We start from the raw sequence: 19042 nt of genomic DNA, 5'->3' as shown, positions 1-19042 counted from the left end.
CCCCACACCCCACCCCGGAGCCGACGCCGAACCCAACCCCACACCCCACCCCGGAGCCGACGCCGAACCCAACCCCACACCCCACCCCGGAGCCGACGCCGAACCCGACGCCTGACGACCCCGCGGGGGGCGGCGACGAACCCACCAAGTGGACGGACGGCCTCAAAGAGTTCGGCAAGAGCGCGGGCGGACCGCTCGGCGAAGGCGTCGGCGAATGGGCCAAGAACAAGCTCACCGGGGGCTCCGGAGAGAACGCCAACGGCGAAGGCGGCGGCGGTGAAGGCGCCCCCGGCGGCGAGGCTCCCGGCGGCGAAGGCGGCGGCTACGGCGAACCAGCCCCGTACCCCGCCCCACCGGGCGGCGCCCCGTACGGAACGCCGGGCGGCGAGGCCGGCGGCGGCTACGGCGGCCCAGGCGCCGTCGGCGGCGAGGGCGGAGGCTACGGAGTACCCGAGCCCTCCCCCGTGCCCGGAGGCCCCGGCCAGTACTCCACCATGCCCGCCTACGGACCGCCGCCCGGCGGCCTCGGCGGGTACCCGTCCGGTCCGGGCGGATCCTCGGGCGGCTACCCGGGCGCAACCACGGGTATGACGCCCGCCGGTGACGCCTACGGGTGGATCCGCACGCCCAACCCGGCGCCCATGCCCATGCTCCAGGAGGCGCAGCACCCCGAACGGGGCGGGCTGGGCGGCATGCTGGACGAGGCCGTCGAGTGGGCCCTGGAGAAGTCCGGCCTGCTGGAGATGCTGGAGAAGGTCACCGGTGACCTCGCCCAGCTCAACCAGGCCGCCGACGCGTGGCAGACCCAGGCCAAGGCCGTGCAGTTGGTGGCCGAGGATCTGAGGACCAGCGCCAACCCCATGTCCCAGCAGTGGGAGGGGCAGGCGTCCACCGCCTTCAGCGGTCACATGGGCGAGATCGTCAAGGCGCTCGATTCGACTGCTGAGGAGATGCAGTCGACCGCGAAGATCATCAACTCGGCCGCGAAGGAATGCGCGGAAGCCGAGGGCATGGTCATCCAGATCATCAGCGAGGCGATCGAGGCGCTGATCGCCTCCCTCGCCGCCGAGGCCGTGATCGCCGTTCTGACGGCGGGTGTCGGCGTGATCGCGGACGCGCTGATCACCGAGGGTGAGATCGCGATCTTCGTCGGCCGCGTCGCCAAGGTGTCCGAAGAGCTGGCCACGAAGCTGGAAACGCTGCTCAAGGCCCTCAAGGAACTGGGCCAGGCCGTCAAGGCCGTCCGGGGCCTCAAGACCGCCAAGACCGCTCTCAGCGGGATCAAGAAGGTCGAGACGGCCGTCGAGGGGGTCCGCGAGATCGGGCAGGGCGAAGGCATGGTGGCCAAGGGCGTCGCAAAGGCCGACGAGTTCATCACCGGCAAGATCAATGAGGGCGTCGACAACGCGGTCAGGTCGGGCCTCGGCATCGATGACGACGACCCCGTGCAGCGGAGCGAAGACCGCAGCGTGGGCGGCTTCGGCAAGGCGGCGGGCAAGTCGGCCTGGGAAGCGGCCAAGGAGGGTCTGACGAGCGACACCAACAAGAACGCCGTCGAGCAGGAGATCCTGCACGACACCGGTCTCGCGCACGACCCGGAGCCTTACCGCGTCGACAAGAACAAGATCGACACGCCCTTCGGCTAAGGGGCACCGACCGCCTATCGGCAGTCGACAACTGAATGACAGAGGGGGCACCGTGGCATACACGGTGCCCCCTCAGTGCTGCGGTGCGGCGATCCGGTCCGGCAGCGCGGGCACTCAGCCCAGCAGCGCAGCGAGCTGCTTCTCGTCGTTCTCGTCGTACATGTTGAGCGCGATCCACGAGCCGTCGCCGAAGGCCAGGTCGAGCCGGTGCGTGAACCAGGAGCCGGGCACGTCACGGCGCAGCCCGTAGGCGCCGCGCGGGATCTCGAACAACCCGAGGGCCTCGTAGACCTGCTCGCGCTGGTAGGCGCGGTGCCGACTCAGCAGCAGCATCCGCTGGTCGGTCAGCACCAGTACGAACAGATCGTGATCGGCCTTGCCCTGCTCGCCCGGGGTGGTGCGTACGGCCCGCCAGAAATGCCGCGCCGTGCTGTTCTCACCGCCGCTCCACGAGCCACGGTGGAACGGCCGGCGCATCGCGCGGTAGGCGGCCCTGTCCACGCGCATGCCGAACGTCTCGCGGCGCATGATGCTGGGGAAGATCAGCTCCGCCGCCCACCGGGGCAGGACGAAAACCCAGAACCCTCGCCAGATGCCCCACAGGAAGCCCAGGAAGATCCGCATGGGGGCCGATGCGGCGGTCGCGCCCACACCGAATTCCTGGTGGAAGGAGAGCGGCAGGAGAGGATCGAGAGCGCCGGGAAACACACCGATCAGCGTCTCACCGGGGCGCAGATGCGGGGCCGCGGTCTGCTGAAGCGCCGGATGCCCGACGGGCGCGGGGGCACCGTTCCAACCCGGCGCCCCACCCGCAGGGGCACCGTTCCAACCGGACGCCCCACCCGCGGGAGCACCGCCCCACCCCGGCGCCCCGGGTGCCCCACCAGGGGGCTGCTGGTAGTAGCCGCTCACCGTCAAGTCCTCCTCAATTACACGCAGTAGTTCGACGGCCCAAGCTACCGCAGCGCCCCCGCACGGCCCCCTCAGGGCAGCAGCAGCCAGTCCGCCGCCAGCGCGGCCGCCAGGCCGATACCCAGCATCCAGGTGCCGAGCCGGGTACGTCCATGCCGACTGAGTTCGATGACGATCCCGCAGAGGACGAGCGCGGCTCCGTAGACCCCGACCACCAGCACCGATGTACGGGACGCCAGGCGCGCCACGAGCACCGCCGCCATCGCGGCCATCAGCACGGAGGCCAGGACGATGCGTATTCGTCGGGCCTGACGGGGTGTCAGCCCATCGTGATCGTCGGCAGGGGGCTCTTCCGCGTCGGGCGCATCCTCGTCAGACGCATCCGCGTCGAGCTCTTCCGCCTCGGGCTCTTCCGCCTCGGGGTTTTCCGCCCCGGGCCGCTCGGCATCAGGCCGCTCGGCGTCAGACCGCTCAACGCCGGGATCATCAACACCGTGCTCATCACTGCCGGTTGCGCCACCGCCGGTTTCTCCCATGAGCAGGAATGCTACGGGACGAATGATCGTCCGCATGTTCCACTCCCCCGACGGTCGCCCACCCCGCTCCAGGCCACTGACCAGCGACGCTCCCCCGCTCAGCCTGCGCCACCAGCAGGCTGGAAGGACGGAATGATCGAATCGCGGACAAGAACGGCGTCGAGGACGTTCCACGCTTTCCGACCCCCTTCCCCCCGACGGCTTCAGTGCGCTGCGATACGTGTCGCCGCCGCGACGTACTCCGCCCAGACGGTCTTGCCCGGACCACCCGGCCGCGGCACCACACCCCACCCGTCCGCGAGGCGCCCCACGATCAGCAACCCGCGCCCGGCCTCAGCGAGCGCCTCACCGCACCACACATCCGCCACCCCGGCTCCGACGGCCGATCCGGCCGATGTAGCCGATGTAGCCGATGTGGCTGCCGTGACTGAGGGGCCGACCGTGGGCATCCTCTCGCCCCGCATATCGGACACCTCGACGCGGAAGCGTGATGCGTCGGGAGCACCGGGAGCCTCCGCCGCCCTGAAGGCCGTCATGCGCAGCGCGAAATCCCGCCCGGGGACATGGCCGTGCCGTACCGCATTGGCGACGAGTTCGCCGACGATAGCGGTGACGGACTCATTGATCTCGCCGTCGTAGGGATACCCCCACTCGTCGAGCTGGTGCGACGCAAGACGGCGGGCCAGCCGGGCACCCCGCGGCGTGGAGGTGAAACGCATCCCGAATTCGCCGACTCCGGCGGCGGTTTCACGGTTTCGGGAAATTGCCCCGGAAGATCGCACTGTGCTGTTCATGACCCCCACCCTCCCGTCCGAGCCCTACCTTTGACGAGGGGTAATGCGCTGACCATGAGGCGTTGTACGCACGGAGAATGCGCGGGTACGCAGGGGGCGGCATGGCCCCGGAACGGCGCCGAGGGCTGCCACCGGCGATAGGGGTGGAGACGGGCGAGCGGATGCAAGAGGAGTCCTTGCCGCCGTATGCACTGATGACGATCATCAGGACGCTTGTTCGCTCTTGCATTACTCTTTCCTGAACGTCGCCTGATGAGCTGTCATGGTGCAGCGGGGAGGGATCAAGATGGCGATCGAGCTGCCTGAGCAGGTGGTGTCGTTCCTTCAGTTCATCGGGGTGAACTGGCCGAACATCAACGAAGACAAGGTTCGCGAATTCGGGTCCCATGTACGGGATTTCGCGCAGAAGGTGGACGACACCCACAAGGACTCGACCGCCACGATCAAGCAGCTGGAAGATGTGTATCAGGGCGCGTCGTACGAGGCGCTGCTGGCCAAGTGGGGCCAGATGTCCGACAGCCACATGACGGAGCTGGTCAACGCCTGCCATGTGGTGGCCGACGCACTGGACATCGCCGCGGACACGATCGTCGCGATGAAGGTGGAGGCCATCGCCGAACTGACCGTCCTGGCCATCACCTTCGTCGCCGACCAGGCCGCCGCCGTCGCCACCCTCGGCCTCGCGGAAGCGGCCGAGGCATTGGTCATCGAGGCCGCCGAGAAGCTCATGGACTACCTCGTCCAGCAACTGGAGCAGTACATCATCGGCCAGGTCATCGAGGCCGCCATCAATCCCCTCGTCGAGACCGTCGGCAAGGCGGTGAGCGGGCTGGTTTTCCAGGCCGCCGAATCCGCCCTCGGCGTCTCCGCCGGCGGCGGCGGGGGCCGTGCGGGCGAAAGCTTCTCCATCCACCCGGAGGCGCTGCAAGCACGCGCGGAGAAGCTGCACGCCCATGCACGGACGGTGGCCGGGCACGCCGCCGAATTCGAGACGAAGGCTGCGGGGGCGAGCTTCGAATGAGCAATCCGATAGTCAAGGCGCTGGAACACGCCGCCGAAAAGCTGGGCAAGACTCTCGGCAAGGACGCGGGCAAGGCGGTCCAGGACCTGTATCACGGAACAGGTCAACGGATGAAGAAGGTTGCCCGAAATCACCACGAGAACGACAAGGGGCTTTCCGACCACTTCAACGGTTTGGGCAAGGGTGGCAGGAACGACCCCAAGAGTCCCCACACCTCCCTGAATTCCGGCGGCAAGGGGCCAGGGGGCGGTCGACCGGGGAAAGGTGATCCGTCCCTGGCCGGTCCCAGCAAGGGCGGCCAGCCCTCGAACGGCAACATCGGCTGCCACACCGCCGGCGACCCGGTGGACGTGGTCTCCGGCCAGATGATCGCCAACGAAAAAGACCTTGAACTCCCCGGCCTGCTCCCCCTGGTACTACGCCGCGCCTATGCCTCCAGCTATGCCGGCGGGCGGCTGTTCGGCCCTGGCTGGTCCTCCACCCTCGATCAGCGCGTCGAGATCGACACCAAGGGCATCCACTACGCCGGGGACGACGCCCAGATCCTCCACTACCCCTTGCCCACCCACGCGGGCGAGCACGTCTATCCGGAGGCCGGCGCTCGCTGGCCGCTGACCTGGGATCAGCAGAGCGACACCATACGTATCGAGGACCCGGACAGGGGCTGGATGCGCCATTTCGCACCGTCCGGAACCCTCGTCGGCCCGGGCCGCGCCACCCGCGCGATCACCGAACTCACCGACCGCAACGACCACCGCATCATCTTCGATCGTGACGAGACGGGAACGCCCACCGAGGTGCGCCACACCGGCGGCTACCGCATAGCCGTCGACACGATCGATACCGCCGCCGGCCTACGCATCGAGGGCCTGCGGCTCCTGGACGGCGCGGGCGCAGGACCGGGCACCAAGGTCGTCGGCTACGAGTACTCCCCAGGCGGCCAACTGGCCGGAGTCGTCAACTCGTCGGGGCTTCCGTACGAGTACGAGTATGACGACGCGGACCGGATCACCGCCTGCACCGACCGTAACGGCAGGTGCTACTCCTACGTCTACGACGACGAGGGCCGGGTCGTCCGTGGGATCGGGGAAGGGGGACACCTCTCGGCCCGCTTCCGCTACGACGCGGCACTGCGCATCACGACGGTCACCGACAGCCTCGGCCACGCAACCGAATACCACTACGACGAGCAGCAGCACGTGACCCGGACCGTCGATCCGCTCGGCAACACGACACGGACCGACTACGACGAGGCCGGTCGGGTCATCGCCCGCACCGATGAGATCAACAGAACCACCCGCTTCGACCTCGACGCGCACGGCAGCCCCATCCGCATCACCGAGCCCGACGGCACCACCATCGAACTCGACTACACCGAACTCCGTCAGCTGGCCGCACTGCGGCGTGGTGACACCGTCCTGGCTTCGTTCGCCTATGACACGCGCGGCAATGTCCTGACGACGACCGATGCGTCCGGCGCCCGGACCTCACGGCAGTACGACGACCAAGGACGTCTGGTCTCGGTCACCGACCCCCTCGGCCAGACGCGACACACGACGACCAACTCGGCCGGCCTCATCACCGCGATAGCCGACGCCGCGGGCCAGACCGTCCATGCCACCTATGACGCCTTCGGCCGCGTCATCGCTGCCACCAACTCACTCGGCTTCACCAACCGCTTCGAGTACCGCACCGAAGGCGAGATCACCCGGCGCGTCCATCCCGACGGTGCGGTCGAGACATGGCTTCACGACCCTGAAGGCTTCGTCGTCGAGCACTGCGATCGAGCCGGAGCGGTGACTCGATTCGAGATCGGCCCCTTCGGAAAACTGGCCGGCAGAACCCTGCCCGACGGAGAAATACAACGCTTCGCCTACGACACCGAGCTACAGCTGCTGGCAGTCACCATGAACGGTGCATCCTGGCGATACCGCTATGACGAGGCCGGGCACCTGGTCGGCGAGACCGACTTCAACGACCGCAGCTTCACCTATCGGCTCGACGGCGCCGACCAGCTGCTGGAAACCATCGATGCCGCCGGCCGCACCACCGCCTGCACCTACGACGTACTCGGCCGGCTGGTCGAGCACGTCAGCCACGACGGCATCGCCACCGCCCTGACCTACGACGATGCCGGCCTCCTCACGCGCGTGACCGGTCGCGGCAGCGTCCTGGAGTACAGTCACGACGTCACCGGGCGCATTCTGAGCGAAACCGTCGACGGGCGTACGACTGCGTACACCTACGACGCCCTGGGACGCCGCACCAGCCGCACCACTCCCACCGGCCTGGTCTCGACATGGACCTACGACGTCAACAACCAGCCGGCCAGTCTCACCAACCCGTTCGGTCAGCTGGCTTTCGCCTATGACGCCGGTGGCCGGGAGACCTCTCGCCACTTCGGCAGCGGGGCAGTGCTGACACAGTCCTGGGATGCCTGCGACCGGCTCAGCACTCAGACGATCTGGGCTCGTGACCTGACCGGCGGAGGCGGTGAGGGCGCGTACCTCAACGCCCAGGAACGTACCTACGGCTACCGCGCGGACGGCATGCCGACCGTCGTCACCGACCGCCTGCGCGGCCGACGGGACTTCGAGCTGACCCCGGCAGGACGCATCACGCGCGTCAGCGCCGAGTCCTGGAACGAGAGCTACGCCTACGACCCCCTCGGCAACGTCACCCGTGCCCACGACACCCGCATGCCGGACAACGCGTCCGCCGGCGAACGCGCCTACAGCGGTACGCTCCTGCGCTCCGCGGGCCGCACGTCCTACACCTACGACGACCGGGGCCGCCTCGTCCGCATGCTGGTGCGCACCCTCTCCGGGCAGCGCCGGGAATGGCGGTACACCTGGAACGCCGAGGACCAGCTCGTCCGCGTGGATACCCCTCGCCGCGGATCGTGGACGTACACCTACGACCCGCTGGGCCGTCGGATCGGCAAACAGCGACTGGTCGAGGGGGACGGACAGCAGGCAGCGGCGGAGGAAACCGTCTTCGTCTGGGACGGCACACAACTGATCGAGCAGTACAGCGCGCTGGCCGACGGCAGCTGCCGCACTCTGACCTGGGACTGGGAGCCGGGCACCTGGACTCCGCTCTCCCAGACCGAGCGCACCTGGCACCCGGACCGGACAGCGCCCCAGAGCCCGATCGATGAACGCTTCTACGCGATCATCACCGACTTGACCGACACTCCCAGCGAACTGGTCACCCCCGACGGACGAATCGCCTGGTCCAGCCACACCGACACCTGGGGAGAGGCGATTCGGGGAACGGGCCGCAGGATACGTGCCTGTCCGCTGGGACGGCCCGGCCAGTACCACGATGACGAGTCGGATCTCGAGTACAACTGCTTCCGCTATTACGACCCCGCCACCGGCCGGTACCTCAGCTCGGACCCGCTCGGCCTGGACGGCGGTCCCAATCCGCATTCATACGTCCCCAACCCGTTTTTCTGGATCGACCCGTTGGGCCTGGCCAAGCGCCAACCCCAGGGGTGGGGCGGGTCCCACTACAGCCTCAGGCCGAGCAACTGGACGGACGGCAGCGACACCAACAAATACGAGCGCAACCACGTGCCGGCCAGGGCGGCGTACGTGGGGGTCGGCGGGACACAGCTGGGCTACGGCGCCGGGCCCGCGATCCGGATGGAGTACGACGACCACCGCAACTTCATCAGCACCGGCTCCGGCCGGGCATCCGACAAGTGGCGCGCGGACCAGCGAGCGCTCATTGCCCAAGGAAAATTCGACGAGGCCATGAAGAAGGACATCGACGAGATCCGGCGCGTGCACGGCACGAAGTACGACGCCGCGATCAAGGAGATGGTCGACGACTTGCCGCACAACAAGGGCTTCCAGAAGTACCTGTCGGACAACGGCTGGAAGATCCGAACCTGTCTCCTAAAATGAGCCACATGGACTTCGAACTGGACCCGCCGAACGGCATCACCGGTTTCCCCCTCGGGGCGGCCGCCGGCACCGTGCGCGCGGCCGCCGCGGAACTGGGTGAGGTCAAGGTGCAGGACGACGGGTCCGCCGACCCGGTCCACTACATGAAGGTTCTTGCCCTGCATCCGCAGTTCGAGATCGTCTTCCACATCGAAGACGGGAAGACCCTCACGGCAGCCGAGATGTGGATCCCGCGCCCCGGTCCCGAAGAGATCACCGTGCGCTTCCGCGGAATCGATGTCTTCCGAACTCCCGCCCGCGAACTACTGAAGCAGTTGGCGGGGATGGGCCTGACCGTGCTGGACGAAACTCTCTACGCGTTCGTGCCGCGGCTCTCCATGGGCTTTACCCGTGTAGCCGGCCATGACGTCCCGCTCGACACCGATGGCGAGCCGCTCTACTTTCAGGCCGTCTTGACCGGACCTTTCGACTACTACGACTACAAGCTCGCGTAGGTCGGCTTCGCGTAGGTCGGCCCGGACCGGCTCCCCGAAAGTTCAGCTGACGAGCCCGGCCGTCACCACGGAGCCGGAGGCCGCGGTCAGCTCGCCGTCGCCGGCGGTCGCCGCGCCGACCGTCATACCCAGGCTCTTCACATTGGTCCACCATTCCCCGGGCCTTGGGCTGGAGTTGGGTGCCGAGAGTGCCTCCGGAGCCCGTCTCGTCCGCTCCCGTGGTGTCGCCGCCCCACCCGCCCTGGGCGTCCGCCGAGGGCATCATGTGCTGGAGCGCTCCGTGGTTCATGACCCCGCATCCGGTCAGTGTCGGCACCGGTACCGCGACCGCGGCTCCCGTCCCTCGTGTCGCCATGTCCTCATCCAGGTTCCCCGGCCGTCCGCGTTCCCAGTTCTTCCTGAGACTTGTCATGTCACGGCAACTCAACCCTCGCGCGCCAGGTCCGAAGACCGCGCCCCGGCACGTGCAGCACGTGCACAGAAATCCTGTCGATCAGCCGTCGGCATACGCCTTGAACCGACGGCTCGATGGGAGACATCCCGAATTCGCCGACTCCGGCGGCGGTTTCACGGTTTCGGGAAATTGCCCCGGAAGAGCGGACTGTGCTGTTCATGGCCCCCACCCTCCCGTCCGAGCCCTACCTTTGACGAGGAGTAATGCGCTGACCACGAGGCGTTGTACGCGCGGCGAATGCGCAGGTACGCAGGGGCGGGATGGCCCCGGGAGGGACGGCAGACATGGACGACGACGATCAGCAGCCGGAGTACGAGCCCGGTTCCGGCATCTTGTTGGTGTTCGGGCGCCAACTCAAGCGCCTACGGGAATGGGCGGGAATGGAACGCCCCGAATTCGGCGCGAAGACGGGCTACTCCGCCGCCACCATCGCCTCGTACGAGCAGGGGCGGCGCATCCCGCCACCCAAGTTCATCGACAAGGCGGACGAGGTCCTGGGGGCGCACGGCGTTCTGGTGGAGATGAAGGAGGAGGTGGCGAGGGCCCGCTATCCGGCGTTCTTTCGGGATGCGGCGCGGTTGGAGGCCGCGGCGGTCGGGCTTCATGTGTATGCGGCGCAGGGGCTGCCTGGGCTGCTACAGACAGAGGAGTACGCGCGGGCAGTTTTCGCCATGTGGCGACCCCTGCTGGACGAAGAGACCATCCAACAGCGAACTGCGGCACGGCTCGACCGGCAGCAGGTCTTTGGCCGAATGCCGGCGCCGACGATCAGCTTCGTCATCGAGGAGGCGTTGCTGCGCCGGCCCCTCGGTGGAAAGGCAGTCATGCGGGGCCAGTTGGAGCAGATCCTGCTGCACGGCCAGCGCCGCAACGTCGAAATCCAAGTGATGCCGACCTCGCGGGAGGAGCACGCAGGACTTGGCGGAGCCTTCACCTTGATCGAGACACGCGAAGGGCGGAGGATCGCCTATGTGGAGGCGTTCAGGGACAGTCGCCTGCACTCCGACCGGAAAGCGGTCCGGGAGATCGAGGAGCAGTACGGGATCCTCAGGGCGCAGGCGCTCACGCCGCGCGAGTCGCTGGCCTTTGTCGAGAAGTTGCTGGGAGAAGCATGAACATCGAAGAGACTGCGCGGGCCGTGAATGAGTTGGCCTGGTTCAAGAGCAGCTATAGCAGTGGTGCGGGCGGCGAATGCGTCGAGGTCGCATCTGACGCCACCGCCGTGCACATCCGCGACTCCAAGGACCTCACACGGTCCGCACTGACCGTACCGGCCTCCGCCTGGACGGCTTTCCTCGGCTTCGCCATAGCCGAGACACCCTGACGGACATGACGGGCGCCCTCCCCCGCAACACGCGAGGGGGAGAGCACCCGATCCCCCAACCCCGCGTGGCGACTCCGACTCTCCGAACTCCCTTCCCTCTCAAACGAATTGGGGTCCGCAGCCCGAAGGCCGCGGACCCCAATCCTTTCCGCTCTTCTCTACTTCACAGCCTTACCGGCCAGGCGGCTGCGTGGGCGGCGCCGGCGGGTACGAACCGGGCGCACCGGGCTGCTGCTGGTACGGCTGCTGCTGGTTCGGCATGAACCCACCAGGACCGCCGGGCCCACCCGGGCCTCCGTAGCCACCGGGCGGCGGGCCATTACGACCGTTCTTCTTCTTGGCCACCAGAACCACGACCAGGATGATGACGAGGATGACCACCACGCCACCGACAATGCCGATGATGGCGCCGGTGCTCATGCCCTTGTCGCTGTTGATCTTGGCCGCTGAGTCGTCGTTTCCAGCAGTCGCGCTGGAGGGATTGCCAGACGCACCCCCCTGACCCTTAAGCGCCGGGAACGGGCCGTCCTTGGGGCCGGCGGGGACGTTCTTGGTCAGGGCGCTGTAGGGCTTGATGAAGCCGTAGCCGTAGTGCTGGTCGGGAAGCTGCATGTGCTTGCCCACCGGGATACCAGCCGTCTTGATCAGGCGGTTGGCCACCTGACCAGCAGTCAGGTTCGGGAATTTGGAACGGATAAGGGCCGCGGCTGCGGAGACGTAGGCGGTGGCGTCGGAGGTACCATTGGCCAAGTGGTACTTGCCCTTAGCCTCCTCCATGGCGCTTGCGGACCTGATACGCGTGCCCGGAGCAGCCAGCTTGACGTAAGGGCCGTAGTTCGATTTTTGCCAGATGTACCCATGGTCGTCGACTGCTCCCACAGCGAGAACGCCTGGGGCCCCAGCTGGATCTTGAGGGGTATCCACCCCGTCATTTCCTGAGGCCGCAACGAGGAGCACATCATGTTTGCGGGCGTAGTCGATAGCCTGCTGCTCTTCTGGAGTGACGTCCGTGCCGCTGGCACCGAACGACATGTTGACAACCTTCGCGCCCTTGTCGACTGCATACTTCAGCGCTTCGGCATACTTCATTTGTTCCCCAAGCTTGGGGATCTCACCGTGGGCCGGCATGCCGATTGCAATCGGAAGAATCTTAGCGCCAGGGGCTAGGCCCTTTACACCATCGGATCCACCAGCCCCATGACCGTGAGCAGCAATCAGCGATGCCATCGCCGTGCCGTGCTCCCCGTCATCACCAGAGCCCTGGTCTGCTCGGCCGCCAGTCACGAAACTCTTGCCGGGCAGCACCGAACCCTTGAGATCAGGATGACTTGCGTCCACCGGCGAGTCGATTACTGCGACAGTAACGCCCTTACCTGTTGAAATCTTCCAGATCGACTCAGCGTCGAACTTTTGCAACGGCCACTGGTCATTTCTGATCTGGTCTGCCGAAGCAACCGGCGCGGTGCCGAAGAGCAGTGCCCCCGCCACTACCGCGCCGCTCACCGCACGCAGCGTCCGCGTGAAGCTCATGCCATTACACCTTCCTCACAGAGTTGGGGCCCGCAGCCCGAGGGGCTGCGGGCCCCAAGCGTCTCTACCGATTGCTTGTCCGGCCGTTCCTACTCGATGACCCGGGGAGCCACATTACGCTCCGGTGTCCAGGTCTCCTCCTCCTCCACCAGGTAATCGGGACGGTTACCGTCCTGCCCCTTGCCCTCGCCCTTGCCGCCGTGGGCACCGTGAGCGCCGCCCATCATGCCTGCCGGGCGGCGTCCGCCACTGCCGCCGGTGCCAGCTGCGGTTCCCCCGCGGCTGCGGTGCAGACCAGAACCACCCTGGGCTCCGCCGCTGGCCTTACCACCGGTCGAGCCGACGAGGCCGCCCTTCTGCCGAGCCTGTGCACCACCGGTGCTGACGCCGGCGCGTCCGCCGCCCGCACCCTTGCCTGCTCCACCGTGGGCACCGCCCATACCCGGCATACCGGGTCGGCCGGTGCGAGCTCCAGCGCCACCAGGGCCTGCCGCGCCGCCCTTGAGACCGGACGCGCCACCACCCTTGAGACCGGACGCACCGCCCTTGCTGCTGCCGGACACGCCGCCCATGCCACGGCTGCCGCCGCCAGGCATGCCAAGACCGCCGCCCGCGGGAACGTTGACGCCGGTGCCACCGCCGCCACCGCCACTCGGCATGTGAACACCGGTGCCGCCGCCACCGCCGCCACCGGGGATCTTGACCCCGGCGCCACCGGGACCACCGGGGCCACCACCGTGGGCGCCATCCAGGCCGGTCGTGACATCGGGAATCTTGGGCTTCATGGAACCCATTCCGCCACTAATGCCCGGTGTATTGGGCGACTCAGGCGTTTTGGGCATGGGGGCGGCCTTCATGCCTCGCGTGGGGATCTTGACGCCGCCACCGCCGCCACCGCCGCCAGCACCGCCGCCAGCGCCGCCACCGCCCATCCCGCCACCTGTCGGGAACGGCATCGGCATGGTGCCTACACCGCCATCACCACCGCCGTTGTGCTCGGGGATCTTGTCCTCGCGCCACCCTGGGCCGCCGCCCGTTGCCGGCGGCTTCAGAGACGACGCCCTCATGACATAGCACGACCCAAGGTTCTCCATGGCCACAGCAGCCTGAAGCCGCTTCGTCTGGTGACCGGACAGGTTGTCCTTGTTCGCGTCAAGGATTGCCTGGGTGCTCACGCCGCTCTGGAGCGCCTTATTCAGATCATCGTCGTCGATCTGGTCCGACCAGGGCATCTCGCCCCAGACGTCATCGTCCCAGTTCCAGCCGTCGTCGACCGGCTTGACCTTGTCGACGGCCTTCTGAAGGTCGTTGGCCGTTTGGTGCATCACCTGCGACGTGTGGCTGGCGTAGGGAGCACCGGCCGTGAAGTTCTGACTGATCTGCTCCGCCCGCTTGCGGAACTTATCGGCTGTGTCGCCGTGCCAGGACTCCAGCACCTTCTTCACGGCGTCGTCGAACCGCTTCTGGATACCGCCGCCACCTTCACCTGGACCGACCAGCTGGTCGTGAAGGTCCTGCCAGTTCTGCGCAACCTCCTTGACCTGCTGGACGTTGGCACCGTCCAGCATGCCCTTCAGGCCGTTGAGGTCGTTCAGATTGAACTTGGTTGTGAACAGCCCCGCAGAACCGTACTCGGACGCACCGCCCGCGTCTCCACTCATCAGTGGACCCCCTTCTCCTTCACCTACAGATCAACCGCTGCGCTGCCGACGTCACTTCATGGTGTTTTCGTGCTCGGCGTCCTCGTAGTGGTCCTTCGTCTGCTTGGACTTCTTGCCGAAATCGTCGATCATGCTCTCGATCAAGCCGACGATGTTCTGCTCGATGTAGTCCTTCATCTGGTTGTGGGCGTTGTGCATCCGATCCCGCTCCTCAAAGCCCTTCCCCAGCGCCCCATCCGGCAGAAACGTCTGGTTCTTCGCCTTGTCCTTCGGACCGCCCATGTCCTTCAGGACCTGGTTGAGCTCCTTGACGACCTGGTCCAACGCGTCGAGATCGACACCGTATTCCTTACCCATGCTGGGCCTCCCCGTGAGTTGTCAGTCCGTTCTTGCGGCGCCAGTCGCGTATGGCGATCGAGGAGCCGACGACCGCGGCGACGGCCAGGAGTCCGCCGCCGAGAATGTAGATGGCGATGCGCCCCTGCCGGTCCTCGGCGGTCTCTCCGAGGGTGACGGCGACCGGCTCGACGTCGGAGGCGCCGGAAGCCTTGGTGGGCTTGTCCGCCGTTGGGGTACCGGTGGGGCGCGTGTCGTCGTTGAGGGCGGCGACCGGGTTGACGACACCCCAGCCGATGTTCCTGTCCTTGCCCTTGCGTACGCGGTCGGCGGTCTGCTCCAGGTGCGAGATGATCTGCGCCGGAGTCCACCGCGGCTTGTCGTTCTGGTGCTTGGCGATCAGGAGGGCCGCGGCACCCGCGACGTACGGCGAGGCGAAGCTGGTGCCCTGGTCGACGCAGTTGCCGCCGCCGGGCACGGTGGAGACCATGGCGACGCCGGGAGCGGCGATGCCGACGAAGCGACCGGGCTGCGAGAACGGCGCGCGTTCGTTGTTGCGGTCGGAGGCGGCGACGGCCAGGACGTTGTCGAATTTGTCACTGAACGCGGCGGGGTAGTTGTTCTGCTCCTTGCCACTGGCGCCGTCGTTGCCGGCCGAGGCGACGATCAGAACGCCCTTCTGCTGGGCTGTGCTGACCGCGCTCTCGAGCGGCCCCAGCTGGCTCTCGCTCGCGAGCGTGCCCTGCGAGATGTTGATGAGGTCGACGCCGTCCTTGACCGCGTCATTGATGGCCTCGGCCAGGCTCTTCGGGGTACCGGCCTGCTGGTCGCTGGTCGTCTGGTACGGGATGACCTTGGCATCGGGCGCGAGGCCGTAGAAGCCGGACGTCGGGTCCTTCTGGGCAGCGATGATGCCGGCGACCTTGGTGCCGTGGCCGACCGTGTCCACGGTCGCCTTGCCTTTGCTGACGTAGGACTTGCCGGCGCCCAGGATGGCCGGACGGATCTGCGAGTTGCCCTTGTCGATGCCGGTGTCGATGACGCCGACCTTCACGCCCTTGCCCTTGCCGCTGGCCCACATCTGGTCGATCAGCAGGCGCTGGAGCGACCAGGGGGTTGCCTTGATGTTGCCGGCGCCGAACTTGCACTCACCGCTCTGGAGCGTGGTGTTGTCGTCCGCGACCGCCGGCGCGGCGGTGACACTCGACAGGCCGACGATGCACGCCGCCGTAACCAGTGCGCCCGTCGCTCGGCGACGGTGCCCGGCTCGTTGACCAATGGCGCGAGATCCCACGAGTTGTCTGCTCTCCATGCGTGGCGGATGTGGCGGATGTGATGAGGGCGGAGGGGGTGAGGGGCGCGGGGCGAGGGGTTTGAATCTTGTGGGGGGAGGAAGCTGTGAGGTGGAGAAGGGGTGAGGCTGTGGTGGAGAAGTGGGGAACGGGAGGTATGGGGCGGGAGTCGACCGGGCACGCAGGTGGACGGCAGAAGGGCGAGCGCACGTGCAGCGCGCTCGCCCTCAATCACCAGTGTGCGAGCCTTCGAGGGCTGCTCAGCCGGTTGCCGTCCGTACTCGCGTGATGCGAGGTCAGCTCGCCCAGATACCGGCGTTCTTGTGCTCGGTGCTCTGGTAGTTCTGAGCGGCGGTGTCCAGCGCCTTGGCGATGGCCTCGAGCGTCGAGTGCAGAGAGGCGGCGCGCTGGTCCCACTCGCGCTGGCGGGCCTGGTAGCCCTCCTGCGCCGAGCCTTCCCAGCTCGCGGCGATCTTCTTGACGCCAGCCTCGAGGTCGTCGAGCTGCTGGCGGATGTTGTTAGCCGTCTGACGGACGTCAGAGCTTGCCTGCTGGATCGTCGCAAAATTAACGAGGATCTGGCCGGACATGGTGTCTCCTCAGGAGTTGATGATGTCTGGTCGATTCACTTGCCGCAGCGACCAGCCCGGAAGCGGCTGGTCTGACTGCGACGGCTTGGCCGTTGCGCCACGGTCAGCGGCGCGGCCCCATCATCCGAACGGCGAAGCCTGGGCGGTGACGTGCGACATCGACTGCTGCTGCTCCTCTTCGGAGGCGGCGTAGTTCTTCGTGGTCGAGTCGATCGCTTCCTTGATCTCGCCCAGAAGCTGGTTGATCCGGTTGCCGTCCTCGTTCACCTGGGACTGCAGCTGGTGGTACGAGGAGGCCGCCTGGCCCTTCCAGCCCGAGGTGATCTGGTCGACGACCGAGTTCAGACGCGAGAGCTCACCCTGAATTGCCTGGTTGACCGAGGCGATCTTGCCGGCGAAGGCATGCATCTCCTCCTCGGTCGTTGTGAACTGACCAGCCATAGTCAACGTCCCCCATGAGACTTGTACGTTGTCCGCGTGATGCCGAGGCGTGTACGCGGCTGGCATCTCCTGCTGACGCCTCCTGCCACATTACCCACTCTTCTGGGTTGTTCCCAACAGGGGGTGGTGACTTGTGACGGGATCACAACATCGTCAACTACGCGTCGGGAGAAAGGCGTTCAGCGGAATCGGACAGAAGCGGCGGAATTGGTCACGAATTACGCCGGATCGCCCGTCGATCCGTAGCGCATCGCGGAGCGAATAGCAAAAGCGAAGAGCGCAAGCAATACGAAGACGAGCGCAATGGCGAGGGCAATACGGCGGCGGGGCCGCATCCGTACCGCGAACGGTTCCGGATGCGGCCCCGCCGGCCGTCGCCGTCAGGACTGCTGCGGCTGGCTCGCGTCGTGGGTGTTCAGCTGGGGGCCCGCGTTGAGCAGCTTGGACCACGCCGACAGGAGGAACGGCGGGTGCGCGTCGCCGTAGCCGAGGTGGACCTGGGCCTGGTCGACGTCCTGCTTGTCACTGCCGGCCTTGCTGGAGGAGTCGTTGTTGCTCGGGATCGAGTAGCGCAGGCCGGTGTCGGTGACCAGGAAGAGGCTTCCGGACTTGTCGTCGGCGGTGTCCACCTGCCGGTAGAGCAGGCCGCTGCCCGGAGTGACGTACGAGGTGGCGCCGGGGGCGATCTTGGCCGGGTAGTCCTTGCCGACCCAGGTGCCCATGTCCGGGATGCCGTTGGGGTAGCCGAGCTTGTCGATGCCCGGGTACTTGGTGGAGGTGCCCTTGTAGACGCTGCAAGAGACGCCGTTCTTGGTGGGGGCACCCAGACCGCCGGTCTGATCGGCGTGCGCGAAGTCGTTCGCCGCGGTGACCGCTTCGGTGGGCCACGGGTTGGGAAGGTCGCCGATCTTGTCCAGGTAGTTCGCCACGTGGTTGGTCTCGTCCTGCTTGGGGTCCTTGATGCTGCCGGTGGAGACGGACACCGGGTCCAGGGCCTTGCCCGTGCCGGGGTTCACCACGGCCGCGTTCTTGCCCTGCTCCAGGATGTTGGCAATGAAGTTGCTGACCTTCCAGACTCCGTCGAACTGGACCACGTACTTCTGGCCGTCACTGGCCCGGAGGATCGAACCGATCTTGTGCGCATCCGCCGGGAGGCCCTCCGTCACCGCAGCTGGCGCCGGCTTGCCGGCACCAGCGATGACCGGCATGCCGATCGGGAGCGGGCTCTTGACCAACGTGCTCATGAACTCCGCGGTGACCTTCTGCGGTTCGGCCTGGGAGCCGAAAATGATCTGCCGCAGGGACCGGTCCGCCTCGGTGTCGATGTGCTTGATGCCGGCCTTCTGCTCCTTCGCCCCCTGGATCGCGTCAGCGATCATCTGGAACGCGAAACCACGCTGGTCCACCAGCCAGCGCTGCCCGTCCGGATCCTCCACGTACAGCGCGTGGTTGTAGTCGACCTTGCCCTTGCGGGTGTCGTCGAGGACCTGCTTGTCCTTGCCGTCGAGGACGAAAACGGCCTGCTCCGTCTTGCCGTTCTCCTCGGTGCCGGGGCGGTCGCACACCGCCCAGGTCTTCGGCTTGTCGACGGAGGAGGGGCTGGGCAGCCGGTCGGGGGCGTAGGGAATGCCGATGGCCGGGCCGTGCGCCAGCTTTCCGTCGAGCTCGGATTCCTGGATCTTGAGGACCTGGAACTTCTTCGGGTCGAGAAGGAGTTTGGCCGAGGCGAGGTTCAGGACGGGGTGCAGCAGCTTCGTCTTATTGCCGTTGGCGTCCTTGCTGTTCAGAACGACATAACGGGTGGTCGATTCATCACCAACAAGGACATTCGACCCCACGGTGTCCCACCCCTGCGGCGCCACCGGCTTGATAATGCCGCAGGCCCCGAATCCCACGAGCATCAGGACCCCCATCACGATACTCGGTACCACCGCCTTCAGCGGCTTGGGGGCGCTCTCGATCGAACCGTTCGGCAGCGGCTTCAGAAATGCCGCATTCGTGCGCTTTCGTGCGAACGAATACGCATTCAGCTCGTCCCGACGTGATGCCATTGTTGCTTTCTCTCCCCGCCTGTTGGATGCACATCGAACCGCCCCC

Annotated in this window: 16 protein-coding genes; 6 read left to right on the top strand and 10 right to left on the bottom strand. The window is 66.9% G+C overall.

The features are described 5' to 3' along the window. Positions 1 to 464 precede the first annotated feature (464 nt). Positions 465 to 1646, top strand: coding sequence for a WXG100 family type VII secretion target (locus B1H19_RS38895; protein WP_159028149.1), 1182 nt, complete (start codon positions 465 to 467; stop codon positions 1644 to 1646). A 114-nt stretch (positions 1647 to 1760) separates the two neighbouring features. Here the strand turns inward: B1H19_RS38895 and B1H19_RS29235 are convergent, their stop codons facing one another. The 3 genes from B1H19_RS29235 to B1H19_RS29225 all read right to left on the bottom strand — a co-directional run bounded on the left by B1H19_RS29235 (position 1761) and on the right by B1H19_RS29225 (position 3813). Continuing rightward, a complete protein-coding gene (locus tag B1H19_RS29235) occupies positions 1761 to 2354 on the bottom strand; it encodes a hypothetical protein (RefSeq protein ID WP_083107717.1) in 594 nt (197 codons plus the stop codon). Between the two features lie 275 nt (positions 2355 to 2629). Next, entirely contained in the window at positions 2630 to 3130 is a 501-nt protein-coding gene (locus B1H19_RS40015) for a hypothetical protein (protein WP_237289547.1), read from the bottom strand. A gap of 167 nt (positions 3131 to 3297) precedes the next feature. Next, entirely contained in the window at positions 3298 to 3813 is a 516-nt protein-coding gene (locus tag B1H19_RS29225) for an ATP-binding protein (RefSeq protein ID WP_203237252.1), read from the bottom strand. A gap of 337 nt (positions 3814 to 4150) precedes the next feature. Here B1H19_RS29225 and B1H19_RS29220 point away from each other — a divergent pair, with 337 nt between their 5' ends. The 5 genes from B1H19_RS29220 to B1H19_RS29200 all read left to right on the top strand — a co-directional run bounded on the left by B1H19_RS29220 (position 4151) and on the right by B1H19_RS29200 (position 11095). Continuing rightward, positions 4151 to 4909, top strand: a complete 759-nt coding sequence (locus B1H19_RS29220) for a WXG100-like domain-containing protein (protein ID WP_237289546.1) — start codon at positions 4151 to 4153, stop codon at positions 4907 to 4909. After that, the gene (locus B1H19_RS29215) at positions 4906 to 8823 is read left to right on the top strand and encodes a DUF6531 domain-containing protein (protein ID WP_083107715.1); all 3918 of its coding nucleotides are present in this window, start codon (positions 4906 to 4908) and stop codon (positions 8821 to 8823) included. Before B1H19_RS29220 ends, B1H19_RS29215 begins: the two co-directional genes overlap by 4 nt. A 5-nt stretch (positions 8824 to 8828) precedes the next feature. After that, positions 8829 to 9317 (top strand): hypothetical protein, encoded by a 489-nt coding sequence (locus tag B1H19_RS29210; protein WP_083107714.1) that lies wholly within the window; start codon positions 8829 to 8831, stop codon positions 9315 to 9317. 738 nt (positions 9318 to 10055) lie between these two features. Then, positions 10056 to 10886 (top strand): helix-turn-helix domain-containing protein, encoded by an 831-nt coding sequence (locus B1H19_RS29205; RefSeq protein WP_083107713.1) that lies wholly within the window; start codon positions 10056 to 10058, stop codon positions 10884 to 10886. Then, the gene (locus tag B1H19_RS29200) at positions 10883 to 11095 is read left to right on the top strand and encodes a DUF397 domain-containing protein (RefSeq protein WP_083107712.1); all 213 of its coding nucleotides are present in this window, start codon (positions 10883 to 10885) and stop codon (positions 11093 to 11095) included. Before B1H19_RS29205 ends, B1H19_RS29200 begins: the two co-directional genes overlap by 4 nt. Positions 11096 to 11266: 171 nt before the next feature. Here the strand turns inward: B1H19_RS29200 and B1H19_RS29195 are convergent, their stop codons facing one another. The 7 genes from B1H19_RS29195 to B1H19_RS29165 form a co-directional block, all read right to left on the bottom strand. Beyond that, complete coding sequence (locus B1H19_RS29195; RefSeq protein ID WP_083107711.1) at positions 11267 to 12625, bottom strand: S8 family peptidase; 1359 nt, start codon at positions 12623 to 12625, stop codon at positions 11267 to 11269. Between the two features lie 89 nt (positions 12626 to 12714). Next, positions 12715 to 14286, bottom strand: coding sequence for a WXG100 family type VII secretion target (locus B1H19_RS38890; protein WP_083107710.1), 1572 nt, complete (start codon positions 14284 to 14286; stop codon positions 12715 to 12717). A 51-nt stretch (positions 14287 to 14337) separates the two neighbouring features. Then, positions 14338 to 14643, bottom strand: a complete 306-nt coding sequence (locus B1H19_RS29185) for a hypothetical protein (RefSeq protein WP_083107709.1) — start codon at positions 14641 to 14643, stop codon at positions 14338 to 14340. Continuing rightward, positions 14636 to 15916: a type VII secretion-associated serine protease mycosin gene (gene mycP, locus B1H19_RS29180; protein ID WP_237289545.1), complete on the bottom strand. Its 1281-nt coding sequence runs from the start codon at positions 15914 to 15916 to the stop codon at positions 14636 to 14638. The genes B1H19_RS29185 and mycP overlap by 8 nt, the downstream gene beginning before the upstream one ends. 294 nt (positions 15917 to 16210) lie before the next feature. Then, entirely contained in the window at positions 16211 to 16504 is a 294-nt protein-coding gene (locus B1H19_RS29175) for a WXG100 family type VII secretion target (protein ID WP_083107707.1), read from the bottom strand. Positions 16505 to 16624: 120 nt separating this feature from the next. After that, positions 16625 to 16945 carry a WXG100 family type VII secretion target gene (locus B1H19_RS29170; protein WP_030066653.1) on the bottom strand — a complete coding sequence of 107 codons (321 nt, stop codon included), beginning with the start codon at positions 16943 to 16945 and terminating at the stop codon, positions 16625 to 16627. Between the two features lie 380 nt (positions 16946 to 17325). Then, complete coding sequence (locus B1H19_RS29165) at positions 17326 to 18996, bottom strand: type VII secretion protein EccB (protein WP_083107706.1); 1671 nt, start codon at positions 18994 to 18996, stop codon at positions 17326 to 17328. Positions 18997 to 19042 lie beyond the last annotated feature (46 nt).

This window comes from Streptomyces gilvosporeus, from assembly GCF_002082195.1.
Lineage (GTDB): Bacteria > Actinomycetota > Actinomycetes > Streptomycetales > Streptomycetaceae > Streptomyces > Streptomyces gilvosporeus.
The sequence above is the reverse complement of the archived record's forward strand: the minus strand, read 5'-3'. Positions and strand labels throughout refer to the sequence as shown.